Here is a 23,319-nt window from a genome sequence, read left to right as displayed (position 1 = left end):
GATGATGCGCGATCAGCGGCGACGGGATCTGATGACCCGCTCCCAACGAGCCGTGCGCTGGCTGCAACCTGGCCTGGTGGTGAAGCGCTGGCTGCTCACCTCCGGCCTGGGCCTGTTGACGGCACTGCTAGGGGCCGCCGTCTGGGCCGATCTGAAGCCGATCTACTGGATCCTGGAAACCCTCAGCTGGCTGCTGAGCAGCATCACCACCGTGCTGCCGCGCGAAATCACCGGACCCCTGGTGCTGCTGATCGGCAGCGGGCTTTTGCTGTGGGGACAGAGCCGCAGCTTCGGCTCGATTCAACAGGCTCTCGCCCCTGACAAGGACACCGTTCTGGTGGATGCCTTGCGGGCCAAAAGCCGCTTGAACCGGGGGCCCAACATCGTGGCCATCGGCGGCGGGACAGGCTTATCGACCCTGCTGAGCGGTCTGAAGCGCTACAGCAGCAACATCACCGCGATCGTCACCGTCGCTGACGACGGCGGAAGCAGTGGGGTGCTCCGGCGGGAACTGGGGGTGCTACCCCCAGGCGACATCCGTAATTGTCTGGCAGCCCTTTCCACCGAAGAGCCACTGCTCACCCGCCTGTTCCAATACCGCTTTGCGGCCGGGAGCGGTCTGGAGGGGCACAGCTTCGGCAATCTGTTTCTCTCTGCCCTCTCAGCGATCACGGGCAATCTGGAAACCGCCATCACCGCATCAAGTCGTGTGCTGGCCGTGCAAGGTCAGGTGGTGCCCGCCACCAACGTGGATGTGCAGCTCTGGGCCGAACTTGAAAACGGCCAACGGATCGAGGGTGAGAGCAACATCGGCCACGCCCCCAGCCCCATTGTTCGCCTGGGCTGCAGTCCTGAACGACCACCGGCCCTGCCCCGGGCCCTCGAAGCGATCGCCAATGCTGACCTGATCGTGCTCGGACCGGGCAGCCTTTACACATCCCTGCTCCCCAATCTGCTGGTGCCGGAACTGGTGGACTCCATCAAACGCAGCAAGGCCCCCAGGCTCTACATCTGCAACCTGATGACGCAACCCGGCGAGACCGATGGCCTGGATGTGCGCGGTCACATCCGCGCGATCGAGGCACAGCTCGCCACTCTCGGCATTGAGCCCAGACTGTTCACTGCCGTCCTGGCCCAAGACGATCTGCCCGAGTCTGATCTGGTTCGCTATTACCAAAGCCGCGGCGCTGATCCCGTGCGTTGCGATGCGGAAGGGCTCCGCTCAGACGGCTATGACGTCACACAGGCACCACTGCAGGGGGTACGACCAACAGCAACGCTGCGCCACGATTCGCGCAGCCTTGCCCTTGCAGTGATGCGCTTTTACCGGACGCATCGACGCGAACGCGATCAATAAGCGTCCTGCATTTCGTAGAAATCAGGCTGGACGTAGTCCTTGCGCAACGGCCATCCTTTCCAGTCCTCTGGCATAAGCAACCGTTTGGGATGCGGGTGCCCCTCGAACTGGATGCCGTACATATCGAAGGTTTCACGCTCCTGCCAATCGGCCCCGCGGAACAGGCCGTAAATCGACGGCAGCGAGGGGGTGCCTTCTCGGTTGAGGAAGACTTTGATCCTCACTTCCCGCAGCTTGGCCGAAGGATCGGCCGCCATGGCCTCCACCTGTTCCGCCATCGCCAGGAGGTGATAGAAGCAAACCAGCTGCTCACCGGGGCCTTCGTCGTAGCCCCCTTGGCACTGGAGGTAGTCGAAACCGTTGCTCTTGAGCGCCGCAGCGATCATCGGGAGAACGTCAGCATCAACGCCGATCTGCTCAACACCGAGATGATCAGGCTCGAGGCTGTTGTGGTCAAAACCTTGCTTGTTCAGCCATTGGCTCACCGGACCAGGCTCGGGAGCGACAACTGCACCCTCTTCATCCGAGGCGGCTGTCTTCTTGGAAGGGGTTTCGCTCATGACTCGACAGGTTCAGCAGCAGGGGTAAGCACGGCGGCATCGGTGGCCAGGGTCTGCCCTGCCGGCGCTGCAGCCAGGGCAGCCTTCTGAGATTCGGCCCGAAGGTAAGAACCGGTCACCACAGGTTCAACACGCTTCATCTGGTGGGAGACCGTCATGTAGCGGTGGGTTTGCTGATGCTTACGGCGCTCAGCTAGCGACTCATCGCCAACTTTCTTGCGCAACTTGATCACGGCATCAAAGATTGCTTCGGGGCGGGGCGGACAGCCGGGCAGATAGAGATCCACCGGAATCAGCTTGTCCACACCGCGCACTGCAGTGGTGGAATCAGCGCTGAACATGCCGCCGGTGATGGTGCAGGCACCCATGGCGATCACGTATTTCGGCTCGGGCATTTGCTCATAGAGCCGCACAAGGGCGGGCGCCATCTTCATGGTCACGGTGCCGGCAACGATTAGAAGGTCGGCCTGACGCGGGGAACTGCGGGGAACCAGACCGAAGCGATCGAAATCGAAGCGAGACCCGAGCAGCGCTGCAAATTCAATGAAGCAGCAGGCCGTTCCATAAAGAAGAGGCCAGAGGCTGCTCAAGCGAGCCCAGTTATGCAGATCATCCAGACTGGTGAGGATGACGTTCTCGCTGAGATCGTTGGTGACCGCTGGGGCACCAATCGGACCGCAGCTGGCTTCGCGCAGATCGCGAACAGCAGCAATAGAGGGGGATGTGTTCTCAGACATAACTAGCTCCACTCAAGGGCGCCTTTGCGCCAGGCGTAGGCCAAAGCCACCAGCAGGATGGCGATGAAAATCAGGGCCTCAATGAAGGCCAGCAAGCCGAGACGGTTGAACGCCACAGCCCAGGGATAAAGGAACACGGTCTCGACGTCGAAGATGACGAAGACCAGCGCAAACATGTAGTAGCGGATATTGAATTGAATCCAGGCCCCACCAATGGGCTCCATGCCGGATTCATAGGTGAGTTGGCGCTCACCGGCACGGCTTTTCGGCGCCACCAACTTGTTGGTGATCAGCGCCAGGGCCGGCACTGCAGCCGCAATCAGCAGAAACCCCAGAAAGGCGTCGTAGCCGGGCAGGGCAAACATGGAGGTCCCCGTAGACCGGGCCAGTCTGGCATTCACCGCCTGGAGTTGTCGTCGATAGAGTCGATTGGCCCAGCAACACAGCGGTGAGCGACGAACAACAGTCCGTCCAGCCGGTCGATACCACCGAAGCGGTGGAACCAGCGGTTGAAACCGCTCCGGAGATCGACCCACGGACCCACCGTTTCGAATGTCGCAGCTGCGGCTACGTCTATGACCCCGACGAAGGGGTCAAGAAAGTTGGGATTGAACCCGGTACGGCCTTCGAGGATCTCGACGCGCTGGCTTTCCGCTGCCCCGTCTGCCGCAGCAAAGTGGCGGCCTTCCGCGACATCGGTCCGCGTGCCAAGGCCAGTGGTTTCGACGAAAACCTCGATTTCGGCCTCGGGGTGAACCGGATGACGCCCGGGCAGAAGAATGTTCTGATCTTCGGCAGCCTTGCTCTCGGCTTCGCCTTTTTCCTGTCCCTTTATTCCCTGCGCTGAGGCCAACTGATGAAACGCCTGTTGAACTCTGTCAGCCAGCTTCTGCTGGTGCTTGTGCTGGGGGTCAGCCTCAGCGGCTGCGTCACCACCCACGTGCCCACGGCCAGCACGAGTCCTTGGCAGGCCATGGATCTCGACACCCAGGCCAACCCGCTGGATGTGGCCTTCACCGACAGCCGCCACGGCTACCTGGTGGGCAGCAACCGGATGATCCGGGAAACCAACGACGGGGGTGCCCATTGGAATGAGCGCAGCCTTGATCTGCCCGATGAAGAGAACTTCCGTCTGATCAGCATCGACTTCGATGGCGATGAAGGCTGGATCGCCGGTCAACCCGGGCTACTGATGCACAGCGACGACGGCGGCCAGAACTGGACCCGCCTGTTCCTCGACACCAAATTGCCCGGCGAGCCCTACCTGATCACAGCGTTGGGCAGCCATTCCGCAGAGCTCGCCACCAACGTGGGCGCGGTCTACGAGACCCATAACGACGGCAGCAGCTGGGAAGCCAAGGTGACCGATGCAGCAGGTGCGGTCCGGGATCTGCGTCGCAGCAGGGATGGCAGCTACGTGAGCGTGAGTGGCCTTGGCAACTTCTACGCCACATGGGAACCGGGTGATTCCGTCTGGCAGGTGCACCAGCGCGTTAGCAGCCAGCGGCTGCAAAGCATCGGCTTCCAACCCGACGGGAACCTGTGGATGGTGGCCCGCGGCGCACAAATCCGACTCAACGATGAGCCCGGCAACTTCGACAGCTGGAGCAAAGCCATCATCCCGATCACCAACGGCTACGGCTACATGGATCTGGCCTGGGATGACGACGGCGCCATCTGGGCCGGCGGTGGCAACGGCACCCTGCTGGTGAGCCGCGACGGCGGCGACAGCTGGGAGAACGACCCCGTCGGGGACCGTCAACCCAGCAACTTCACCCGCATGGTGTTCGACGGAGAGCACGCCTTTGTGCTGGGTGAGCGGGGCAACCTGCTGCGTTGGGTGGGCAACGCTGTGTAACTGCGGCAACGCCTCAGCCTCAGCTCACCTGAGCCACCTCCTAAGATCATCGTCCTGACACGCCCAACGCCATGGCCGCCGGCTCAACAGGAGAACGCCCGTTCTTCGAAATCATCACGAGCATCCGTTACTGGGTGATCCACGCCGTGACACTGCCTTCCATCTTTTTGGCAGGGTTCCTGTTCGTGTCCACCGGCCTGGCCTACGACGCCTTCGGAACACCTCGTCCCGACGCCTATTTCCAGGCTTCGGAAAGCAAAGCTCCTGTGGTGAGCCAGCGCTACGAGGGCAAATCTGAACTCGACATTCGTCTGAAATAAGTCATGACCCAAGCTCCTCCCGTCGCCACAACGCCACGCAACTATCCGATCTTCACGGTGCGTTGGCTGGCGTTGCACACCCTCGGCATCCCGACGGTGTTTTTCCTTGGCGCCCTTGCCGCGATGCAGTTCATCCGCCGCTGATCCAACCCATGGAACGCAATCCCAATCCCAACAACCTGCCGGTTGAACTCAACCGCACCAGCCTGTACCTGGGTCTGCTGTTTGTCTTCGTGACCGGCGTGCTCATGTCCAGCTACTTCTTCAACTGAGGATTATTCGATGAGCGGAAAAAAATCCCCATATCCCGACGGTCGTATTCCCGATCGCAATCCCGATGGCACACCAGCTGTGCCCTGGAGAAGCCGCTGGACCGAAGGCGTCCTTCCCCTCTGGCTGGTGGCCACTGCAGGTGGAATGGCCGTTCTGTTCGTTGTGGGTCTGTTCTTCTATGGCTCCTACACCGGTGTTGGTTCCGCTTGATCGGAAGCCATTCATTCAGCCAAAGCCCTCTCGTCTTTGACCAGGGGGCTTTTTTGATGCAACAACGCTGCGACGACGTTGCTGCCTAACGACAGGCGATCAGACGCCATAAAAGGAGCGATACCAATCGGCAAAACGCTGCACGCCAGTTTCGATCGGCGTTGAGGGCTTGAAGCCCACCCACGCCTCCAGAGCTGCGGTGTTAGCGGCAGTGGCCACCACATCGCCCGGCTGCATGGGCTGGAAATCCTTGATGGCTTCGCAACCCAGGGCCTCCTCCATCACCTCGATGAAGCGCAGCAAAGGCGTGGGGTGGCTGTTTCCAATGTTGAACACCCGGTGCGGTGCCGCGGCCGTGGCGGGATCAGGGGCCAGGGGGTCGAAGTCGGGGTTCGCGGTGGCGGGTTTGTCGCAGCAGCGCAGCACTCCCTCCACGATGTCGTCGATGTAGGTGAAGTCGCGCTGCATCTGGCCGTGGTTGAACACCCGTATCGGGTTCCCCGCCAGGATCGCTTTGGCGAACAACATCGGTGCCATGTCGGGCCGGCCCCAGGGGCCATACACCGTGAAAAACCGCAGCCCCGTCGCCGGCAAGCCATAGAGATGGCTGTAGGTGTGCGCCATCAGCTCATTGGCTTTCTTGCTGGCGGCGTAGAGGCTCACCGGATGGTTAACCGGCTGCTGCTCGTGGAAAGGCAGATTGCGGTTTCCGCCATACACCGAACTGCTCGAGGCATAGACGAGGTTTTCGGTGCCGTGGTGGCGGCAACCTTCAAGAAGATGGCCAAAGCCCACAAGATTGCTCTGGATATAAGCCGCCGGATTCTCCAGGGAGTAACGAACCCCAGCCTGAGCCGCCAAGTTGACCACCACGGTCGGCTTCTCGGCAGCGAAAAGGGCCATGAGGGCATCGCCGTCTTCCAAGGCCATTTCCACAAAGCGCCAAGCACCCTTCTGGGCAACCGCCTCGATCTGACGCAGCCTCGCTTGCTTCAAGCTTGGGTCGTAGTAGTCGTTCAGGTTGTCGAGACCAACCACTCGGTCTCCCTGCTGAAGCAGGCGCTGACTCAAGGCAGCTCCGATGAAACCAGCAGCTCCGGTGACCAGGACGGTGCGTGCCATCAACCCTCTCCGTCGCCAACGCGCCATAGGCTGAGGCCAGCGGCTTTGATCTGAGCAGGATCGGCGACAGCCCTGGCATCAAAGACCCAGGCCGGCTTGCGCATCCGAGCAGCCAGAGCCTGCCAATTCAAATCGCGGTAGTGCTGCCATTCCGTGAGCACAAGCACGGCATCGGCACCCATCACGGCATCCTCAACGCTTCCGGCCTCAGCCCAACTGCCGGTACCGCTCAACCGATCCACCTGAGAGGCCGGCTCCTGATTCAGATCCCGAGCCATCTGATCGGCTGCCACCTTTGGATCGTGGATAACGAGCTGAGCACCCTCTTCCAGCAGATCGCGGCAGATGCGAATCGCCGGGGCCTCACGGGTGTCGTTGGTGTCGGCCTTGAAGGCAAAACCAAGAATCGCCAAACGCTTCCCTGTCACCGTGCCGAACAGCTTCTGCACCACCAGGCGGGCAATGCGGTGTTGTTGCCAGGTGTTCAAGGCCACCACGCTCTCCCAGTAATCCGCCACCTCCGGCAAACCGAAATGCCGGCAGAGATACACCAGATTGAGGATGTCCTTCTGGAAACAGCTGCCACCGAAACCGGGCCCGGCATTGAGGAATTTCGGGCCGATCCGACTGTCGGTGCCAATGGCCCGTGCCACCTCGCGCACATCTGCGCCGCTGGCCTCGCAGAAAGCAGCAATCGAGTTGATCGAGCTGATCCGCTGAGCCAGAAAGGCATTTGCGGTGAGTTTTGAGAGCTCGCTGCTCCAAAGGTTGGTGCGCAGGATCTGTTGCTGCGGAACCCATTGGGCGTAGATCGCTGCAAGGGCATCGATGGAGGTCGAATCGTCACCACCGATCAACACACGGTCTGGGGCTTCCAGATCGCGGATGGCTGTTCCCTCTGCCAGGAACTCGGGATTGGACAGCACCGAGAACGTGCGCTGATCTTCTCCATCACATGCCGCTTGCAAGATGGTTTTGATTGCAGCCGCCGTGCGCACCGGCAGGGTGCTCTTCTCCACCACGATCGTGTGGCCTTGGGCCGCCTGGGCCACGGTGCGTGCGCAGGCCTCCACCCAGCGCAGGTCACTGGCCTGGCCCGCCCCCAGGCCTTTCGTCTTTGTTGGTGTGTTCACCGAAATGAACACCATGTCGGCATCCGCAATCGCGGCCTCCACAGCCGTGGAAAAGCTGAGATTGCGCCCCCTGGCCCGGCCCACCACGGCATCCAGACCAGGCTCATACACCGGTAGTCGGCTCAAGTCTGGATCGTTCCAGGCATCTATCCGAGCCTGGTTGAGGTCCACCACCGTGACCTGCACCTGCGGACAACGATCCGCGATCACCGCCATCGTTGGGCCGCCCACGTAGCCAGCACCAATGCAGCAGATGCGTCGAATCGTCACGCCTCAGGCTGATCTCGTAGTGCAAGGACCTTACGGAACGAATCGATCGTCGGGTCCAAGCCCTGCTCCAGTGACACAGTCGGCTGCCACTTCAACTGCTCGCGAGCCAAGTCGATCACCGGCTTGCGCTGCATCGGATCATCCTCAGGCAACGGTTTCTCGATCAACGGCAAAGCCGGGTTGATCCGAGCGCGCACCAGCTCAGCAAGCCGGCGGATGGTGAATTCATCCGGATTGCCAATGTTCATCGGGCCCGTATGGGCTCCGTTCATCAGGCGAATCATTCCTTCGATCAAGTCGCTCACATAGCAAAACGATCGGGTCTGAGACCCATCCCCGTAGAGGGTCAAAGGTTCACCTCGCAGGGCTTGAACGATGAAGTTGCTCACCACGCGGCCATCGTCGGGCAGCATTCGAGGCCCGTAGGTGTTGAAAATCCGCATCACCCGCACGTCCACACCACTCATGCGTTGGTAGTCAAAGCAGAGGGTCTCGGCGATTCGCTTGCCCTCGTCGTAGCAACTGCGGATGCCGATCGGGTTCACACAACCGCGGTAGCTCTCCGGCTGGGGATGCACCTCAGGATCGCCATAGACCTCACTGGTGCTTGCCAGCAACAACCGCGCTCCCACCCTCCGGGCCAGCCCCAGCATGTTGTACGTCCCGAGGAAACTGGTTTTGGCGGTCTTGACCGGATTGAACTGGTAGTGCACCGGAGAAGCCGGGCAGGCCAAGTGCCAGATCCGATCCACCTCCAACTTGATCGGCTCGGTGACGTCGTGACGGATCAACTCAAAACGGGGATGACCGATCCACTGGGCGATGTTGGCCTTGCGCCCAGTGAAATAGTTATCGAGGCAGATCACCTCCTCCCCGGCCTCCATCAGCCGGTCGATCAAATGGGAGCCCAGAAATCCGGCACCCCCTGTAACAAGGTGAATCTGCATGCTCAGGGGGTGCGCAGTGTCTCCACGATTGCGGCGATTCCACTCAGCGCAACAGTGACCTCCTCTCCCTGCTGGTGCAATGGCTTCAACCGCACTTCACCCCGCTCGGCCTCCTCATCGCCCAGCACCAGTGCCCAGCGGGCACAGCTGCGATCCGCCCGCTTGAACTGTTTACCGAAGGCCGAACCTGAACCATCCAGCTCAACCGTCAGGCCTTGCTGCCGCAACGACCGGGCCAGCGACAGACCGACGGTTTCGGCGCGTTCTCCACGGTTCACCAGATAGGCATCAGGCACAGGTGTGCCAACAAGGCATGCCGCCGGTCCATTGGGATCTGCCTGAGCCGCGGCCTCCAACACCAACAACAACCGCTCCATTCCCAAGGCCCAACCAATGGCAGGGGTCTGAGGGCCTCCCAACTGGCTGATCAAACCGTCATAACGACCACCACCACACACGGTGGCCTGGGCTCCGAGTTGATCGCTGGTGATCTCGAAAGCTGTATGGCTGTAGTAGTCCAAACCCCGCACCAAGCGCGGATTCAGCCGAAAAGGAATCCCCAGGGCAGCCAAACCTCGCTGCACCTCCTCAAAACGCTCACGGCTGGCATCAGCAAGGGCATCCGCCAGGGTTGGAGCATCCTCCAGCAGTGCCTGGGTGTCCTTGTTTTTGGAATCCAGAATCCGCAACGGATTGGCGCTTAGGCGCGCCTGGGAATCTGGATCGAGGGCCTCAGACCGCTGCTCAAGCCAAGCGACTAAGGCGTTGCGGTAGGCCTGACGATCCTCCGCTGTTCCAAGGCTGTTCAGTTCCAGCTGCAAGCCCCCCACACCAAGGCTGGCCAGAAGATCCCAGGCCAGCGCAATCACCTCAACATCGCTGCGAGCCCGCTCCGCCCCCAGCCACTCAACCCCGATCTGATGAAACTGCCGCTGCCGCCCTGCTTGAGGGCGCTCGTAGCGAAACATCGGACCGGCGTACCAAAGCTTCTGGGCACCCTGACTCAGCAAGCCGTGCTGGAGCGCTGCACGCACCACGGATGCGGTGCCTTCAGGCCGCAAGGTGCAGGAGCGATCGCCCCGGTCCTTAAAGCTATACATCTCCTTGCCCACCACATCGGTGCCCTCACCGATGCCACGACAGAACAGATCGGTCGACTCCAACAGCGGCGTTCGAATCTCACCAAACCCGGACCGCCGAAAGTGCTCTCGTGCCTGGGCCTCCACCGCCTGCCAGCGCTGCAGTGCCTCTGGCAACAGATCCACCATGCCTCTGAGGCTCTGGAGCTGACTCACAACACCGGACCCATCACAACAGCGGACCAGTCTGCCCGCTGGCGGCAGTTGCTTCAAAATCAGATGATGCTAGGAACTCCGAGGTGCATGGGCAGCCGTGTTTTGGTGACTGGCGGCGCCGGTTTCATCGGCAGCCACACCTGCCTGGTGCTCCTGGAAACCGGCCACGACCTGCTCGTCCTCGACAACTTCTCCAACAGCTCTCCGGAAGCCCTCAGCAGGGTGGCTGCCCTCTCCGGAGTGTCCCTAAACAGCACACGGCTGCAGATCCAGCACGGGGACATCCGCAACCCCCACACCCTTGACCAGCTCTTTTCAGATGCTGCCGCCAACGATCGTCCTTTCGATGCCGTCATTCATTTCGCCGGACTCAAAGCCGTTGGCGAGTCCGTCCAGAAGCCCCTCCTTTATTGGGATGTCAACGTTGCTGGCTCCCGTACCCTGCTCGCCGCCATGGAGGCCCATGGCTGCCGCACCCTCGTGTTCAGCAGCAGCGCCACGGTCTACGGCTTCCCTGCAAACGTCCCCATTGCTGAATCAGCGCCCATTCAACCGATCAACCCTTACGGATTTTCCAAAGCCGCTGTTGAACAAATGCTCGCTGATCTCAACGCCAGCGCGCCCAACACCTGGCGGATCGCTTGCCTTCGCTACTTCAACCCCGTAGGCGCTCACCCCAGCGGCCAGATCGGGGAAGACCCCCTCGGCATCCCCAACAACCTCTTCCCCTTCGTATCCCAGGTTGCCGTCGGACGTCGCGATCAGCTCCAGGTGTTTGGCAGCGACTGGCCGACCCATGACGGCACCGGGGTGCGCGACTACATCCATGTGATGGATCTTGCCGACGGGCACAAAGCCGCCCTCGACAGCCTCCTGAATGCTGAACCACAGCACCTCATCTGCAACCTCGGCAGCGGCGCCGGGGCCAGTGTTCTCGACGTGGTTAACGCCTTCGCCGCCGCCAGCGGACAACACATCCCCTATGCCCTTGTCGATCGACGGCCTGGCGACGCTGCTATCACCATCGCTGACCCCACACGAGCTGCCAACACCCTCTCCTGGCGTACAAAGCGCACGCTGAACGACATCTGCCGTGATGGCTGGACCTGGCAGCAGGCCAACCCAATGGGCTACAGGAAATCCGCATGACATCAGCTGGGGCACTGGTGCTTGCCGGCGGGGGGCACAGCCACGCACTTCTGCTCAAACGTTGGGCCATGCGGCCCCAGCACCGGCCTGATCGACGCATCGTGCTCGTCAATCGCCTTGGATCAGCGCTGTACTCAGGAATGGTGCCGGCCATGATTGCCGGCCTTGAACAACAGAAAAACGTTGAGATCGACCTGCGTCAGCTCTGCGATCGCGCCGGCGCGGCTTTCGTGCAGGCGGAGATCTGCGGGGTTGATCTAGGACGGCAGTTGCTGCAATTGAGCGACCGCCCTGACCTTCCTTACGCCCTGCTGAGCTTGGACGTCGGAGCGGTCAGCCGGGGCAGCGACGCTGAAGGAGTGGCCATCAAACCCCTGGAGCCGGCCCTTGCCTTTCTGGCAGAGCAAGAGCCCAGCAGCGCAACTCCCTTTCGCGTGGTGGGGTCAGGGTCTGCCGGCCTCGAAGTGGTGCTTGCCCTGCGCCGCCGCTGGCCCCAACGCCCACTGCAACTTCAGAGCCACCCTCAGCAACTGGGAGCTCTGGAGCGCCAGATGCTTGCCACAGCACGGGTGCAACTCGTGGAAGGCGACGTAGACAGCAACAGCTGCACCAGCCTGCGCTGCACCGGCAGTCGGGCGCCCAGTTGGATCGAAACCAGTGGGATGCCGGTGGACCCCGATGGCCGGGTGCGCACCAATCGATTCCTGCAAGTGGAAGGGCACGACAACGTGTTTGCTGCTGGCGACTGCGCCGTGATCTCCAACGCGCCGCGGCCTGCATCAGGAGTGTGGGCCGTTCGCGCTGCCCATCCACTGGCCCAAAACCTCGAAGCCCATTGCCGCAAACGGGCCCTACGTCCCTGGCATCCACAGCGTCGGGCCCTGCAGCTCATCGGGGACCAGCATGGACAGGCTTGGGCCCGTTGGGGTGATTGGCAGTTCGGTCCATCAGCACTGCTCTGGCGGTGGAAGCGACGGATCGACCAACGCTTTCTCGAAGCATTCCGGAACGCCGGTGCCATGGCCCCGAACACCCCGATGGCCTGCCGTGGCTGCGCCGCCAAGCTCCCCGCCCAGCCTTTGGAAGCAGCGCTACAACAGGTGGGAATCAGCGGATCTCCAGAGGATGCTGCCCAGATTCCCGGCGAACCGCCGTTGCTGCAGAGCGTGGATGGATTCCCAGCCTTGCTGAGCGATCCCTGGATGAACGGTCGCTTGACTGCCCTGCACGCCAGCTCCGACCTGTGGGCCTGCGGGGCCACTGTGGACAGCGCCCAAGCCATCGTGACGCTGCCAGCTCTGGAGAATCGGGATCAGCAGGAGCTGTTGGCCCAGACCTTGGCCGGGGTGAACTCAGTCCTGCAGGAGCAGGGGGCATCCCTGATTGGCGGCCACACGTTGGAAGCCCGCAGCGATGCACCCAAACCGGCGGAACTGGGACTTCAACTGACGCTCTGTGTCAACGGACGCAGCCATGGAACGTCCTGGCGGAAAGGGGGGATTCAGCCGGGGGATGCGCTGCTTTTGAGCCGCCCCCTGGGCACCGGCGTGCTGTTTGCCGCTGCCATGGCGGGAGCGGTGCCGCCAGCCGCGATCGACGGTGTCCTAGCGGTGATGACCTGCAGCCAACACCGGCTGCTGGACCAGCTTCGGCCGCACCGGGACGAGATCCATGCCTGCACGGACATCACAGGCTTCGGGCTGTTGGGCCATCTGGGAGAAATGCTGCAGAGCAGCGCACCCCTGCAGGTCAAGCTATTTGCCGACTCCATTCCTGCCTATCCCCAGGCTCTCGAGCTGCTGGAACGTGGCTTAGCCAGCAGCCTCGCCCCCGCCAATCGACGCAGCTGGCACTGGCTGGACTCCACAGTGCAGCTCAACCAGACCCCATCCCAGGGGCTACTGGAACTGCTCGTGGATCCGCAGACCTGTGGTCCACTGCTTTTGGCCTGCCCAGAAAGCACAGCCGCATCTCTTCTCAGCGAAGGACCCTGGCGGCAGATTGGCATTGCAGCAGTCGGGCATAACTGAGATCACCGGAGCGGTCCCGACAGGTGTATCCCTCCCTTTCAACCTGCTCCTGCATCGGCTGCATCTTGCGGGTCAATTTCGGCAACGGTCCGCTGCTGGCCAGCCAAAGCTCCCGCGGCAAGGGTGGCATGGCCAAACGTCGCTCCAAAGCATGGCGATTCCCCCAAGGGACAGGGTCTTTGGGAATCCGACCCATGACCTCTTCCATGCGATCACTCAGATTGAGCAAACGGGATCGAGGGCTATAACGCTCCACCAAACCGCTGGTGCGCTGGCTGATCAGCCGGAACTGATCCTGTTCACGTGCACCGCCTGCAACCGGATCCAGTTCGGCAAAACCAGGCCCCCACCAACTGGCCAGCAACAGACCCAGCACGAGCAGAGAACAGCAGCGCCCCAAACGATTCAGATCTAAACCACCGATCTGAACCGCCACGACGGGCACCACCGCTGGCACCAGCACCACGAAATAGCGGCTGAAGGCCATCGGTTTCACGAACGACACAGCAACAACACCGATCACCATCAACAAGGACGGCACCAGACCGCTTCGATCAAGCAGATCAAGTTTCGGCCAAGGCAAATGGTGCAACCCTCCCCAGCGCCTCAGAACCACCAGCAACGCCAGGATCAGTCCCAATTTGGGCAGGGGCCACAGACCAAGACCGCGAGCCAAGATCTCTTCAAACAGGGCGTAATCCGGCGGCCCAATCCAGCTGCCTGCTCGAGAGCTGAACAGGTAGTCCGCGGCATATGCCATCCAGGCCAGGGCCGGAAGGGCTCCGATCAAGGCGGCAGTCGACATGGACCAACGGCGCTGCCAACCATCCCAAGCCGCAGCCGCAAGCACCAGAAAAAGCCCATAAAAATGCGTCAGTCCGGCCAACGCAGCCGTGATTCCATAAACCATGGGATGGGCTGAACGACGCCACCACCACGCCAAGGAGAGCAAAAGAACAAGCAGCGCGTAGCTCTTGCCCTCAATCGCAAAACGGATGGGATATGGACTGCAGAACACAAGCAGCGCTGCGATGACCGCCACCTGGGGACGCTTCTCGCCCAAGACCATCGCCTGACACACCATCACCAGACCACCCGCCACGTAAGCCAGCCAAGACAGCAATCGGAGGCTGATGGGGTTCTGACCAACCAAATGTCCCCAAAGCCAGAGCAGGGTGTAATACGCCGGAGGGTGAGTGTCCTCCCGCAACATCGCCATCAACCTGCTGAAGCTGGGCTGAAAACTCTTACCGACGCTGTACAGCTCATCCCCCCAGAGCGCAGTGGCATCGATCAACAGCAAGGCCCGGAGGCCAAAAGCCAGGCAGAGAGCTGCCACCACAACAAGCCCAATGCGTTTCATCGGCTTCGAACCTGGGCTGCACTGCGCTGCCATACCTCAGTCCTGGGCCAATGCAGCGGTGTCCAGGGATGAACCATTCCTCAAATTCACCCTAACCGGGCTACCAATGTCCCATCTCCGCCCAGGCCCAGAATCACTGCAGCTGATGGATGACGCAGCAGCTCTTCAGGGTGGGATCCATTGAGGAAGTCAGGGGTCCGACACCAGTTCGGTTCAACCGGAGCTCGTCACAGGCTCGATCGGGGCCAGGCGAGGATCCAGAATTTTTGGACCCATCCCTGCGAACTTGACCGCGATGGACACCTTCTCGCCACTTCCAAAGGTGTGGGTGATTTCACCAACCCCAAAGCTGGCATGGACGACCTGATCGCCAACTTGCCAGCTGCGCCCAGGGGCTGGACCGGCCTGACGGCGACGCACAGCATTGGCGGGGGCCGATGACGGCTTGTCGCGGTCCACGCGGGTCAGCCGGTCAAGGCGCCGCTCACGCCGGAGTGCTGCCCCACCGGTCTGGGGGAGATCTCCCTGAATCAAGGCTTCAGGCAACTCAGACAAAAAGACCGAAGGGACGGCCGCTTCGCGCATGCCACCCCAAAGACGACGTTCACAGGCGTGGGACAGGAACAGCCGTTCCTTGGCTCGAGTAATGCCCACATAACAGAGCCGACGCTCCTCCTCGAGCGAAGCCGGGTCGTCCAGGGAGCGGTAGCTGGGGAACAATCCCTGCTCAAGACCCACCAAACTCACCACCGGGAACTCCAGACCCTTGCTGCTGTGCAGCGTCATCAAGGTGACGCGATCAGCCGCAGTGTCTTTGTTGTCGGCATCGCTCGACAAAGCTGCCGTGGCCAGAAATCCCTCCAGGTCGCCCTCATCGTTTTCCTCCTGGTACTGCAGAGCGGCGTTCACCAATTCCTGCAGGTTGCGGCGGCGCTCCTCAGCCTCATCGGTGCCATCGGCAATCAACTCACTGACGTAACCGCTCTTCTCCATCACCTGCTGAATCAGTTCCGATGGAGCCACATCACGACTGCGGGCTTTCAGGTCATTGACGAGATCACAGAACTGAAGAAGACCCTTGGCCGAACGGCCGCCGAGGGAGCGCACCGCTTCGGGATCACTCACCACGTCCCACAGCGGAATCCCCAGTTGATTGGCCGCATCGGTGAGGCGCTGAATCGTGGTCTTGCCGATGCCCCGTTTCGGCACATTGATCACCCGCAGCAGACTGACCGTGTCGGCCGGGTTCACCAGCAGCCGCAAATAGGCCAGCAGATCCTTGATTTCGCGACGGTCGTAGAAGCGCAGCCCCCCCACCACGATGTAGGGGATTCCCCAACGCACCAGTGATTCCTCAATCGCACGGGACTGGGCATTGGTGCGATAGAGCACGGCCATATCACCCCAACTCAGCTCGGGGTTGGCGGCTTCCATCGTTCGGAAGCGGTGCACCACGGCTTCCGCCTCCGCAATCTCGTCGTCACAGCGGGTGAGGGTGATCAGCTCCCCCTCTCCCCGTGTGGGACGCAGAACCTTGTCGATCCGTTCGCTGTTGTTGGCGATCAGGGCATTCGCTGCCTCGAGAATCGTTGCGGTGGAGCGGTAGTTCTCCTCCAGCTTCACCATCGTTCGGGTGGATTCATCCGGCGCCTGATCGCCGAAATCGTCCTGGAACCCCATAAGGATCGTGAAATCAGCCGCACGGAAGCTGTAGATGCTCTGGTCAGCGTCACCGACCACAAAGACGGAACGGCCTGACCAGTCCTCAACATCCTGAGGATCCTTGCCATCGGTGACCAACAATTTGATCAGGTCGTACTGGGTTCGGTTGGTGTCCTGGTATTCATCCACCAGCACATGACGAAAGCGGCGGTGCCAGTAACTGCGCACCTGCTCGTTCTGCTGGAGCAACTGCACTGGCAGCAGCAGGAGGTCATCGAAGTCGAGGGCGTTGTTGGCGGCCAGTGCCTTGCGGTAACGCCGGTAGACATCGGCAGTGAGTTTGCCCCGCTGACCTTCGGCATTCGCCTCAAGCTGATCCGGCAGCCAACCCTGGTTCTTGGCATTGCTGATGGCCCAGCGGGTCTTTTTGGGCTCGAACCGCTTGGGATCCAGCTGCAGCTCCTGGGTCACAATCTCCTTCACCAGGCTCTGGGCATCGGCCTCGTCGTAGATCGAAAACTGTTTGGTCCAGGTGAGGCCTTCCGCGTCCTTGAACTTGTCGATGTCGTAGCGGAGCATCCGCGCAAACAGGGCATGAAAGGTGCCGATCCACAGCTCCTTGGTCACCTCCCTGTAAATACGTGAGCGCAGCTGACGCTGCTCCACCGGGGGCAGGGTGCTCCAGGGCTGGCCGTACTGGCTCTGGGCCAGACGCTGCGCCAGGAGAAGCTCAAGCCGCTCCTTCATCTCGCGGGCAGCTTTATTGGTGAAGGTCACCGCCAGGATCTGAGCGGGATCGGCACCGTGCTCACCGATCAGGTGAGCAATCCGATGGGTGAGAGCGCGCGTTTTGCCACTGCCAGCGCCCGCCACTACCAGCAGAGGCCCCTCGTGATGATCGACAGCCCGTCGTTGGGCGTCGTTAAGGCCGGCCAAAAAACCCATCGGCTGATGCTACGAGAGTTCTTAGTTGTGCCGCATGGGCCCACGCGGTGCCGGTGCCACCCAAGCAACGGCCAGCAGGTAACCACTGATCACCTGCTGCAGGGATGTTTTCAGCAACGTGGATTCCACCAACGCGGACGCAAGGATGAACAGGGCACAGGACAAACCGATCAAGCAAAGGGGTGCTGCATCACCCCCAAGGCCAAGAAACAAACGATGCAAAATCACAGCGAAAGCCATCACCATGAGCATCAAGGTCACAAGGCCTTGATCTGCAAGTGCCTGCACAAAAACGTTGTGCGCATGGGGAATTTCCTTCGTGCGATCTGGAACAGGAAGAAACACCCTTTCAGCACAATGATCAGACACCCTGTCGTAGCCCTGTCCGATCACCAGCTCAGGCAAGGAGCGTGCAGCCTGACGCACGAAACACTGAGCGATGTTGGCTCGACCCACATCGGCAGGATCTCCAGCAGCCAATGGGCTGGTAGGCCAATAAATAATCACGTTGAACATCAACGACAACACCAACACAACGGCCGTGAGGGATTGAGCCCTCCGAGCCACCCAAAGGCGATTTCGCCAGAACATTTCGCTCAAGACCAGTACTGCCATTGGGAACAGAGCAGCGGCCCGAGATGCGGTTCCTAAAGCCATAACAAAACTGAGCATGCCCACAACCGCCGCCAAACGGGACATCCAAGGCCGAACTTCAGCCCGAAAAAGTCCGTATCCGACCAAGGCGAAAAGCCCGTAGAGATAACCGGAACGATTGATGGTGATCTTCTGGATTCGAGCTGCTTCCTGAGGCAGGAGATCACGTACAACTGACCACGGGATGGCGTCGAGATTGCTGTTGTATCGGTCGAACTCAACAAAAGGAAGAGAAACGATCACGGTCGCCAGCACGATCCAGAGGGCGACTCTCCAGTGATCCTTGGATTGCTGAAGACCAGCCGCGAAGGCAAGCAACACCAGCAACAAATCTGTGGGAGCCGAAGCGCTCACGGGATGGATCACCGCACTGAGAATGATGCTGAGCACCCCGATCAACACGCCGTACACCGGTTGTGAGGGCAGCCATCGTGCGAACTTCAGAGCACACCAAGTGGCGAGAAGGCAGACCATGCCTGCTGGGTTACCACTGCGCTCCCAAATGAAGCCCATCAGCGAGAGCGGAAGCAGCAGATCCAGCCAAGGAGATTTGAGGTAGTGAATCAAACCTGGCAAGACAAGCCATTGGAAGAATCCTCAGCCTGCCAGAACCAAACCACTGAAGGCTTTGACACGAGCGAAGAGGCCAACAGAGAAAGCTTGGCCGACAGCTGCAGGGAACCATGCACATTCAAGATCGAGCACAGACCGGATTCGCAATAGGAGAGGGACAAGAGGATGCGACGAATGCTGCGTGAATGGCACTGGCAACGGCTCAAAACACCACTGGCCCAGTTGCAGCTCTTGGTGTTGGACGTTGATGGTGTGCTCACGGATGGAGGCCTATGGCTGGATCCGGAGGGTCAACTGCAGAAACGCTTCGACGTTCGCGATGGTCTCGGCCTGAAACTGCTGCAACAAGCCGGGATCGAACTGGCGTTGCTCAGCGGTGGCCATGGCGGTGCCACAGAAGCACGGGCACGCCAACTGAACATCAACCACTGCCTGGTGGGCATCCAAGACAAACCACCCGCACTCAAGGCACTGCAACAACGCCTGGGGATTGCGCCAAACAACACCGGTTTTGTGGGCGATGACCTCAACGATCTCGCCGTCCGCCGCAACGTGAGACTCCTACTGGCGCCAAGTGACGCTTGTGGGCCAATACGCCGCCAAGCAGATGCAGTGATGCATCACAAGGGAGGTCATGGCGCCGTGCGCGAACTGGCTGAGCGGGTTCTGAAAGCCCGCGGGATCTGGACAACTCTTGCCGACCAGGGCTGGCGGGATCGCAACAACTAACCACCTGCTTCAGCACATCTGCTGAAGTTGTTGATCTCTCAAACGACGCAGCGCATCGCCAAGGGCGGGACCTGCCGTTACGCCCTGAGCCATGAGCTCGCGGGCACTCACTGGTGATCTCACATGCCGCCAACGCCCCCACCACCGCAGCATTGGTCGTCGGAATGCGTTGTTGTCGAGCACAGCAAGCGCCACCACCTCAGGTGCCCAGCGCTTCTGCTCGAGGCGCCGGGTCCAATCCAGGGCACCCCAGCCATCCCATGGCAATTCGCTGACCTCATCAGCCAACCAATGACGAATATCAACCAGTTGATTAAGCCAGAGCTGCTGTTGGTGGGGAAGCTGCAAACGTGAAGCCAGACCGACTGGATCGCCGGCAGCAGCCACTAGGACCATCAAAGCGGGGAGTTCAAGCCGACTTCCCTGAACCAGCCGTCGGCAGAGACGACAATCGCGTTGCAAGGCAGGATCAAGCAAGGGCATTGCGGACCATTGCTGCAACAGCGTGAGTGCTTCTTGCCAGGGTTCACGTTCGAACAGCAGCTCCAACTCCATGCGCAACCGGGTGCCCAAGGCAGGAGGCACAGCGTCCATGACGTCACCTGGCTTCCACGCCCAGGGCCACTGGACCAAGGTGGCTTGCACCTGAACCAACGCTGAGGGTGCCAACTGAAAACCAAGGCGGGCGCCATAGCGGGCGCCACGAAAAACACGGGTGGGGTCATCAGCGACGCTGGTTTCATGCAAGAACACAAGCTGACGCTGCAACAGATGCTCTCGACCCCGATGGGGGTCAAACAATTGAGGTGATCCATCCGGTTGGAGCACCAAAGCCATCGCATTCACCGTGAAGTCACGGCGTGCGAGATCCTGCTCAAGAGTGCCGGCCTGGACATGAGGGTTCTCTCCAGGCGCGGGATACGTCTCGGTGCGGGCACAGGCCACATCCAAACGCAACCCATCAATCACGAGTTCAGCGGTCCCAAACTGCTCATGCAGCTGCAACTCAGAGACACGATCAGGTCCGTACAGATCCTGCAAATGACTTACAAAATCAGAGGATGAACCTTCCAGGAGAAGGTCAAGATCCGACAGCGGACGCCAAGGATCTCGGAGCATTTGATACAACATGAGGTCGCGCACAGCACCTCCCACCAGGGCAAGACGAACACCAGAAAAGCCCGCCTGTTCTGCCAACAAAGCGATTAGATCGCTGTCTAAATCAGGAGCATCAAGGGAAAGATATTGACTCATACCGCCCAAAGCGAAAGATCAAACACGATCGTCATGGCCCAAAGAAGAACCAGGAGAGGCAACGGCGAATCAGCCAAAACCAGCGAAAATCAGCCCAAAAGCTTCCGATACTTTGTCGCCCATTCTCGTGGAATGCCACCAAAACGGTCAGCCAACTGATCGGTCATAGGCAGATACTCCTTTGCCAAAGCTCGCTGCAATGCAAGAGGAGGTTGATCTCCGCCGGCTGCACTATTAACAGCCGCAGGAACAACCAATTCCTCTCCCAATGGATTTACACCCAAAAATTTAAAAATTGAATCCGCGAAAACAGTTGGCTCAGCTATGAGCTGCTCAAAAAAACAGCAATGCAGCTGGTCAGCCCCAAATTTCGACTCCACCATCTGAATTGCATGGAGGTAATCAGATCTAGAAGCAATGGACGGCTTCAAAGACAGCTCAATAAGATCTTCTACAGAAGAGAAAGGATCAATTCGACCTTTCTTCATATTATTTCGAAGGGCAGACCAGGTTCTTATAATCGGATCTCGCATCACAAAAATTAAACGGACATCAGGGAATAATGAATGAATCTGAACCCATTTTTGATCAGACATTGCAGCATAAGCAGGAGTAATTTCTCCTGTAATTTTTCCCCTTGCACGGGCTCGACGAAAAAGCTTTGCATACCATTCATCACCACGAGGCAAGAACCAATAGCGGCCAAACCATCTCGGATCGATCGCCGCACGCTTCCAGCTCCAGAAACGAGCCCGATGACGCTCATACTTATTCAATACTCCCAACTTGATAGATTGTTTATCAAAATAATGCAACTCTTTGACAGGAGTAAGCCAAAGCTTATCGTGCTGAGACAATACACGATGAAGCCATGTCGTTCCAGAACGTTGCGCTCCGATGACAATAAAGTGAGGTCCAATTTTTTGCATATTTTTTAGATCTGTAATGGAATTAATTCAGTTCATTCTATCAGCTTCGCAAGAAATTTTCAGCAAGACTCGACCCCATAGCGCAATCGAAGCCAAGTCTTGAATTTAACCGTAGCCAGCTTCACAACAAGACGCTGCCAGATACTGAGGTCTGTCCTCCAACGCTCATCCAAACGAATTGAAGACTGGCGAGTTGTGCGTGTGCGCTTATTCCCATTTACATTATGGTGGTCATGACTTGACCAATCCAACTGCTCAGACTCAAAATCTAAACCCAATTTATTCATAATCCGATTCATCACTTGTTCTGGATGAGAACAGAGTTCCTCATAAGAAACAAGAAGATGGGGTTTCCTTCGCAAATACTTATATCTGGACCAAAGGCCAGAATAATAGGAACGCAACGAAGATAAAAATCCTCTTCCCTTTGCCATGTTTGAGCAGACGACACCCTCAGGCCGTCGAACAATGTGTACAGGCAAAACGTTGATAGAGGAATCAGCGAGCAAACTTTTTAATCTCGTCAGCTTCTTGGATGAATCCACAAACCAACGAGCTTTTGTTTTCTCTTGAAGAACACTAAGCAATGCATGATTACTACGCCGAAATTCGTCTTGATGGCAAGAGTCGACATGCAATTCAGACAACTCAGGTCCACCATCAGACTGAAGTCGTAAATCGATATCACGCCAGAAAGAGCATTCTTTATAGTTAGCGGCCCCACAAGCACATACCCCTTTCGCCTTCAGCGTGAGCTGATGAATTTCTCCCAAAGTGATGCACTCAGAGTGGGAGCCGATCAACATATCCAACAATGTTGACCCACTATGGCCATTGCTAGTGATATAAACCAAATTCCAGGAGGTCATTTTTTATAGATTTTCACAAATAATGCTTATTATAACATAGGTATAATCTGAAAAAGAACTGCCAAGAGCGACAAACCTGCCACTCAAGACTAGTGGAATCATGCATAGCAATGCCTGAACAGAAGCCAAAATCAACAACAATGAATCCGTAAGCCCAGACTCATAAACCAAATTTAATCCTGCGATTACGGAACCTAGAGTAAAGCCATTTAGAACGCAAACGAATCGGCAGAGTAAAGAACGTTAGCTTGATGATTTCAGCAATAGTTAAATCATGCTTCCAACTCTGATCGATTTGAATCAAAGACGAGCCGCCAATTCGCATACGATTTCCTCCAATATCTCTACGAATACCCTGCCTCCACTGTAACTGAGATTCATCAATCGACAAACCAATCCAGCCCATCAAACGGCACAGCGAGGGCCTTGTTTGACGAGCAAATTTTTCATAACTAACAAACAAATGAGACTTGCCACTGAGGAATTCGCGAGTTCTAAAAAATTCCCTCGAATGACGTTCAGCTGCAGCGAATAATGTTTGACCTTTTCTTCGACAACTGTTTGCAAACCCCAAGGGGCCTCTATGAAGATGGATAGGCCGCACATTGATAAAACATCCATTTTCCTGCGCCCGAAGTAAGCGGGACAAACGCATCAAAGACTTCGATGAATCAACAACGATCGAACAGCCACTTACATCAGCAATCGCAGTGAACAAAGCCTGATTATGCAGTGAGAAAGTCTCATCATCACCATCCTCCATTAAAGCAAGCTCATCAAAAGGAACACCGACAGAATCGATGACATGACGCTGCACCTGACTCCAGAAAGGGCATTGATCTGGAGTTACAAAGTGGCAGCTACATAATTTGTTTTCATCCTTGGCATTAATCAGCATCTTCAACTCTCCTCCACTCACAATCTGAGAATGACCTCCAAGTATTAGAGACAACAAAGTAGAACCACTGTGGCCCCTACTTGTGATGTAAACCACAGTTGGCCTTACAGATGCGTCAGGCGGAAAAGTCATTAATTAATTAATTAGAGGTGATTCCGAAAATAAATAAAGTGACTTATTCC

At 58.6% G+C, this 23,319-nt stretch carries 24 protein-coding genes; 10 read left to right on the top strand and 14 right to left on the bottom strand.

Translation table 11 applies throughout. The features are described 5' to 3' along the window. The first annotated feature begins 1 nt into the window (after nt 1). Nucleotides 2-1,357 (top strand): gluconeogenesis factor YvcK family protein, encoded by a 1,356-nt coding sequence (yvcK, locus tag SynM161_RS00965; protein WP_186542323.1) that lies wholly within the window; start codon nt 2-4, stop codon nt 1,355-1,357. On the opposite strand, the gene SynM161_RS00960 is transcribed toward yvcK, so the two are convergent. From SynM161_RS00960 to SynM161_RS00950, 3 genes are read right to left on the bottom strand one after another with little or no spacing between them, the layout of a single operon-like run. Further along, nucleotides 1,351-1,917 (bottom strand): NAD(P)H-quinone oxidoreductase subunit J, encoded by a 567-nt coding sequence (locus SynM161_RS00960; protein WP_186541717.1) that lies wholly within the window; start codon nt 1,915-1,917, stop codon nt 1,351-1,353. The two genes, yvcK and SynM161_RS00960, sit on opposite strands and share 7 nt — an antisense overlap. Then, complete coding sequence (locus tag SynM161_RS00955) at nt 1,914-2,654, bottom strand: NADH dehydrogenase subunit K (RefSeq protein WP_186496844.1); 741 nt, start codon at nt 2,652-2,654, stop codon at nt 1,914-1,916. Before SynM161_RS00955 ends, SynM161_RS00960 begins: the two co-directional genes overlap by 4 nt. Before the next feature lie 2 nt (nt 2,655-2,656). Beyond that, nucleotides 2,657-3,019: an NAD(P)H-quinone oxidoreductase subunit 3 gene (locus tag SynM161_RS00950; RefSeq protein ID WP_038551549.1), complete on the bottom strand. Its 363-nt coding sequence runs from the start codon at nt 3,017-3,019 to the stop codon at nt 2,657-2,659. 83 nt (nt 3,020-3,102) lie between these two features. On the opposite strand from SynM161_RS00950, the gene SynM161_RS00945 reads away from it, so the two are divergent. The 6 genes from SynM161_RS00945 (at nt 3,103) to SynM161_RS00920 (ending at nt 5,315) form a co-directional block, all read left to right on the top strand. Then, nucleotides 3,103-3,501 carry a rubredoxin gene (locus tag SynM161_RS00945; protein ID WP_186541716.1) on the top strand — a complete coding sequence of 133 codons (399 nt, stop codon included), beginning with the start codon at nt 3,103-3,105 and terminating at the stop codon, nt 3,499-3,501. Between the two features lie 9 nt (nt 3,502-3,510). Further along, entirely contained in the window at nt 3,511-4,512 is a 1,002-nt protein-coding gene (locus SynM161_RS00940) for a photosynthesis system II assembly factor Ycf48 (RefSeq protein WP_186541715.1), read from the top strand. 71 nt (nt 4,513-4,583) lie between these two features. Then, complete coding sequence (gene psbE / locus SynM161_RS00935) at nt 4,584-4,832, top strand: cytochrome b559 subunit alpha (protein ID WP_006850675.1); 249 nt, start codon at nt 4,584-4,586, stop codon at nt 4,830-4,832. A gap of 3 nt (nt 4,833-4,835) precedes the next feature. Beyond that, nucleotides 4,836-4,976: a cytochrome b559 subunit beta gene (gene psbF, locus SynM161_RS00930; protein ID WP_006851435.1), complete on the top strand. Its 141-nt coding sequence runs from the start codon at nt 4,836-4,838 to the stop codon at nt 4,974-4,976. 8 nt (nt 4,977-4,984) lie between these two features. Beyond that, a complete protein-coding gene (locus SynM161_RS00925; protein ID WP_006852026.1) occupies nt 4,985-5,104 on the top strand; it encodes a photosystem II reaction center protein L in 120 nt (39 codons plus the stop codon). Between the two features lie 10 nt (nt 5,105-5,114). Further along, the gene (locus SynM161_RS00920) at nt 5,115-5,315 is read left to right on the top strand and encodes a photosystem II reaction center protein J (protein ID WP_011363231.1); all 201 of its coding nucleotides are present in this window, start codon (nt 5,115-5,117) and stop codon (nt 5,313-5,315) included. A gap of 99 nt (nt 5,316-5,414) precedes the next feature. Here SynM161_RS00920 and SynM161_RS00915 read toward each other — a convergent pair whose 3' ends face one another. Genes SynM161_RS00915 through hisS form a run of 4 tightly spaced genes read right to left on the bottom strand, consistent with a single transcriptional unit; the run spans nt 5,415 to nt 10,082 of the window. After that, nucleotides 5,415-6,437 carry an NAD-dependent epimerase gene (locus SynM161_RS00915; RefSeq protein WP_186541714.1) on the bottom strand — a complete coding sequence of 341 codons (1,023 nt, stop codon included), beginning with the start codon at nt 6,435-6,437 and terminating at the stop codon, nt 5,415-5,417. Continuing rightward, nucleotides 6,437-7,840 (bottom strand): nucleotide sugar dehydrogenase, encoded by a 1,404-nt coding sequence (locus SynM161_RS00910; RefSeq protein WP_186541713.1) that lies wholly within the window; start codon nt 7,838-7,840, stop codon nt 6,437-6,439. The genes SynM161_RS00915 and SynM161_RS00910 overlap by 1 nt, the downstream gene beginning before the upstream one ends. Beyond that, on the bottom strand, nt 7,837-8,787 hold the full coding sequence (locus SynM161_RS00905) for a UDP-glucuronic acid decarboxylase family protein (protein WP_186541712.1): 951 nt from the start codon (nt 8,785-8,787) through the stop codon (nt 7,837-7,839). Before SynM161_RS00905 ends, SynM161_RS00910 begins: the two co-directional genes overlap by 4 nt. 2 nt (nt 8,788-8,789) lie before the next feature. Further along, a complete protein-coding gene (gene hisS, locus SynM161_RS00900) occupies nt 8,790-10,082 on the bottom strand; it encodes a histidine--tRNA ligase (RefSeq protein WP_186541711.1) in 1,293 nt (430 codons plus the stop codon). 87 nt (nt 10,083-10,169) lie between these two features. On the opposite strand from hisS, the gene galE reads away from it, so the two are divergent. Together galE and selD are read left to right on the top strand one after the other, a co-directional pair. Next, nucleotides 10,170-11,231: a UDP-glucose 4-epimerase GalE gene (galE, locus tag SynM161_RS00895; protein ID WP_186541710.1), complete on the top strand. Its 1,062-nt coding sequence runs from the start codon at nt 10,170-10,172 to the stop codon at nt 11,229-11,231. Continuing rightward, nucleotides 11,228-13,261: a selenide, water dikinase SelD gene (gene selD, locus SynM161_RS00890; protein ID WP_186541709.1), complete on the top strand. Its 2,034-nt coding sequence runs from the start codon at nt 11,228-11,230 to the stop codon at nt 13,259-13,261. Before galE ends, selD begins: the two co-directional genes overlap by 4 nt. On the opposite strand, the gene SynM161_RS00885 is transcribed toward selD, so the two are convergent. From SynM161_RS00885 to SynM161_RS00875, 3 genes are all read right to left on the bottom strand, one after another. Then, nucleotides 13,209-14,624 carry a hypothetical protein gene (locus SynM161_RS00885; protein WP_186541708.1) on the bottom strand — a complete coding sequence of 472 codons (1,416 nt, stop codon included), beginning with the start codon at nt 14,622-14,624 and terminating at the stop codon, nt 13,209-13,211. The two genes, selD and SynM161_RS00885, sit on opposite strands and share 53 nt — an antisense overlap. A 213-nt stretch (nt 14,625-14,837) precedes the next feature. Next, nucleotides 14,838-17,231 carry a UvrD-helicase domain-containing protein gene (locus SynM161_RS00880; protein WP_186541707.1) on the bottom strand — a complete coding sequence of 798 codons (2,394 nt, stop codon included), beginning with the start codon at nt 17,229-17,231 and terminating at the stop codon, nt 14,838-14,840. Nucleotides 17,232-17,252: 21 nt separating this feature from the next. Continuing rightward, nucleotides 17,253-18,461 carry an O-antigen ligase gene (locus SynM161_RS00875; protein ID WP_255441830.1) on the bottom strand — a complete coding sequence of 403 codons (1,209 nt, stop codon included), beginning with the start codon at nt 18,459-18,461 and terminating at the stop codon, nt 17,253-17,255. Between the two features lie 162 nt (nt 18,462-18,623). On the opposite strand from SynM161_RS00875, the gene SynM161_RS00870 reads away from it, so the two are divergent. After that, nucleotides 18,624-19,187: an HAD family hydrolase gene (locus SynM161_RS00870; protein ID WP_186541706.1), complete on the top strand. Its 564-nt coding sequence runs from the start codon at nt 18,624-18,626 to the stop codon at nt 19,185-19,187. 9 nt (nt 19,188-19,196) lie between these two features. Here the strand turns inward: SynM161_RS00870 and SynM161_RS00865 are convergent, their stop codons facing one another. The 4 genes from SynM161_RS00865 to SynM161_RS00850 form a co-directional block, all read right to left on the bottom strand. After that, entirely contained in the window at nt 19,197-20,441 is a 1,245-nt protein-coding gene (locus tag SynM161_RS00865) for a CCA tRNA nucleotidyltransferase (RefSeq protein ID WP_186541705.1), read from the bottom strand. Nucleotides 20,442-20,530: 89 nt separating this feature from the next. Next, complete coding sequence (locus SynM161_RS00860; protein ID WP_186541704.1) at nt 20,531-21,370, bottom strand: sulfotransferase; 840 nt, start codon at nt 21,368-21,370, stop codon at nt 20,531-20,533. Nucleotides 21,371-21,429: 59 nt separating this feature from the next. Continuing rightward, a complete protein-coding gene (locus SynM161_RS00855; RefSeq protein WP_186541703.1) occupies nt 21,430-22,239 on the bottom strand; it encodes a sulfotransferase in 810 nt (269 codons plus the stop codon). Nucleotides 22,240-22,399: 160 nt separating this feature from the next. After that, entirely contained in the window at nt 22,400-23,269 is an 870-nt protein-coding gene (locus SynM161_RS00850; protein ID WP_186541702.1) for a sulfotransferase, read from the bottom strand. Nucleotides 23,270-23,319 lie beyond the last annotated feature (50 nt).

The sequence above is a fragment of the Synechococcus sp. M16.1 genome (assembly GCF_014279895.1).
In the GTDB taxonomy this organism is placed as follows: domain Bacteria; phylum Cyanobacteriota; class Cyanobacteriia; order PCC-6307; family Cyanobiaceae; genus Parasynechococcus.
This window is presented reverse-complemented; position numbering and strand designations above follow the sequence as displayed.

Bases quoted from the DNA above. Each gene is read 5' to 3' on its own strand.
- yvcK (WP_186542323.1), top strand. From the start codon at position 2: ATGATGCGCGATCAGCGGCGACGGGATCTGATGACCCGCTCCCAACGA.
- SynM161_RS00960 (WP_186541717.1), bottom strand. From the start codon at position 1,917: ATGAGCGAAACCCCTTCCAAGAAGACAGCCGCCTCGGATGAAGAGGGT.
- SynM161_RS00955 (WP_186496844.1), bottom strand. From the start codon at position 2,654: ATGTCTGAGAACACATCCCCCTCTATTGCTGCTGTTCGCGATCTGCGC.
- SynM161_RS00950 (WP_038551549.1), bottom strand. From the start codon at position 3,019: ATGTTTGCCCTGCCCGGCTACGACGCCTTTCTGGGGTTTCTGCTGATT.
- SynM161_RS00940 (WP_186541715.1), top strand. From the start codon at position 3,511: ATGAAACGCCTGTTGAACTCTGTCAGCCAGCTTCTGCTGGTGCTTGTG.
- psbE (WP_006850675.1), top strand. From the start codon at position 4,584: ATGGCCGCCGGCTCAACAGGAGAACGCCCGTTCTTCGAAATCATCACG.
- psbF (WP_006851435.1), top strand. From the start codon at position 4,836: ATGACCCAAGCTCCTCCCGTCGCCACAACGCCACGCAACTATCCGATC.
- SynM161_RS00925 (WP_006852026.1), top strand. From the start codon at position 4,985: ATGGAACGCAATCCCAATCCCAACAACCTGCCGGTTGAACTCAACCGC.
- SynM161_RS00920 (WP_011363231.1), top strand. From the start codon at position 5,115: ATGAGCGGAAAAAAATCCCCATATCCCGACGGTCGTATTCCCGATCGC.
- SynM161_RS00915 (WP_186541714.1), bottom strand. From the start codon at position 6,437: ATGGCACGCACCGTCCTGGTCACCGGAGCTGCTGGTTTCATCGGAGCT.
- SynM161_RS00905 (WP_186541712.1), bottom strand. From the start codon at position 8,787: ATGCAGATTCACCTTGTTACAGGGGGTGCCGGATTTCTGGGCTCCCAT.
- galE (WP_186541710.1), top strand. From the start codon at position 10,170: ATGGGCAGCCGTGTTTTGGTGACTGGCGGCGCCGGTTTCATCGGCAGC.
- selD (WP_186541709.1), top strand. From the start codon at position 11,228: ATGACATCAGCTGGGGCACTGGTGCTTGCCGGCGGGGGGCACAGCCAC.
- SynM161_RS00885 (WP_186541708.1), bottom strand. From the start codon at position 14,624: ATGAAACGCATTGGGCTTGTTGTGGTGGCAGCTCTCTGCCTGGCTTTT.
- SynM161_RS00880 (WP_186541707.1), bottom strand. From the start codon at position 17,231: ATGGGTTTTTTGGCCGGCCTTAACGACGCCCAACGACGGGCTGTCGAT.
- SynM161_RS00870 (WP_186541706.1), top strand. From the start codon at position 18,624: ATGCGACGAATGCTGCGTGAATGGCACTGGCAACGGCTCAAAACACCA.
- SynM161_RS00865 (WP_186541705.1), bottom strand. From the start codon at position 20,441: ATGAGTCAATATCTTTCCCTTGATGCTCCTGATTTAGACAGCGATCTA.
- SynM161_RS00860 (WP_186541704.1), bottom strand. From the start codon at position 21,370: ATGCAAAAAATTGGACCTCACTTTATTGTCATCGGAGCGCAACGTTCT.
- SynM161_RS00855 (WP_186541703.1), bottom strand. From the start codon at position 22,239: ATGACCTCCTGGAATTTGGTTTATATCACTAGCAATGGCCATAGTGGG.
- SynM161_RS00850 (WP_186541702.1), bottom strand. From the start codon at position 23,269: ATGACTTTTCCGCCTGACGCATCTGTAAGGCCAACTGTGGTTTACATC.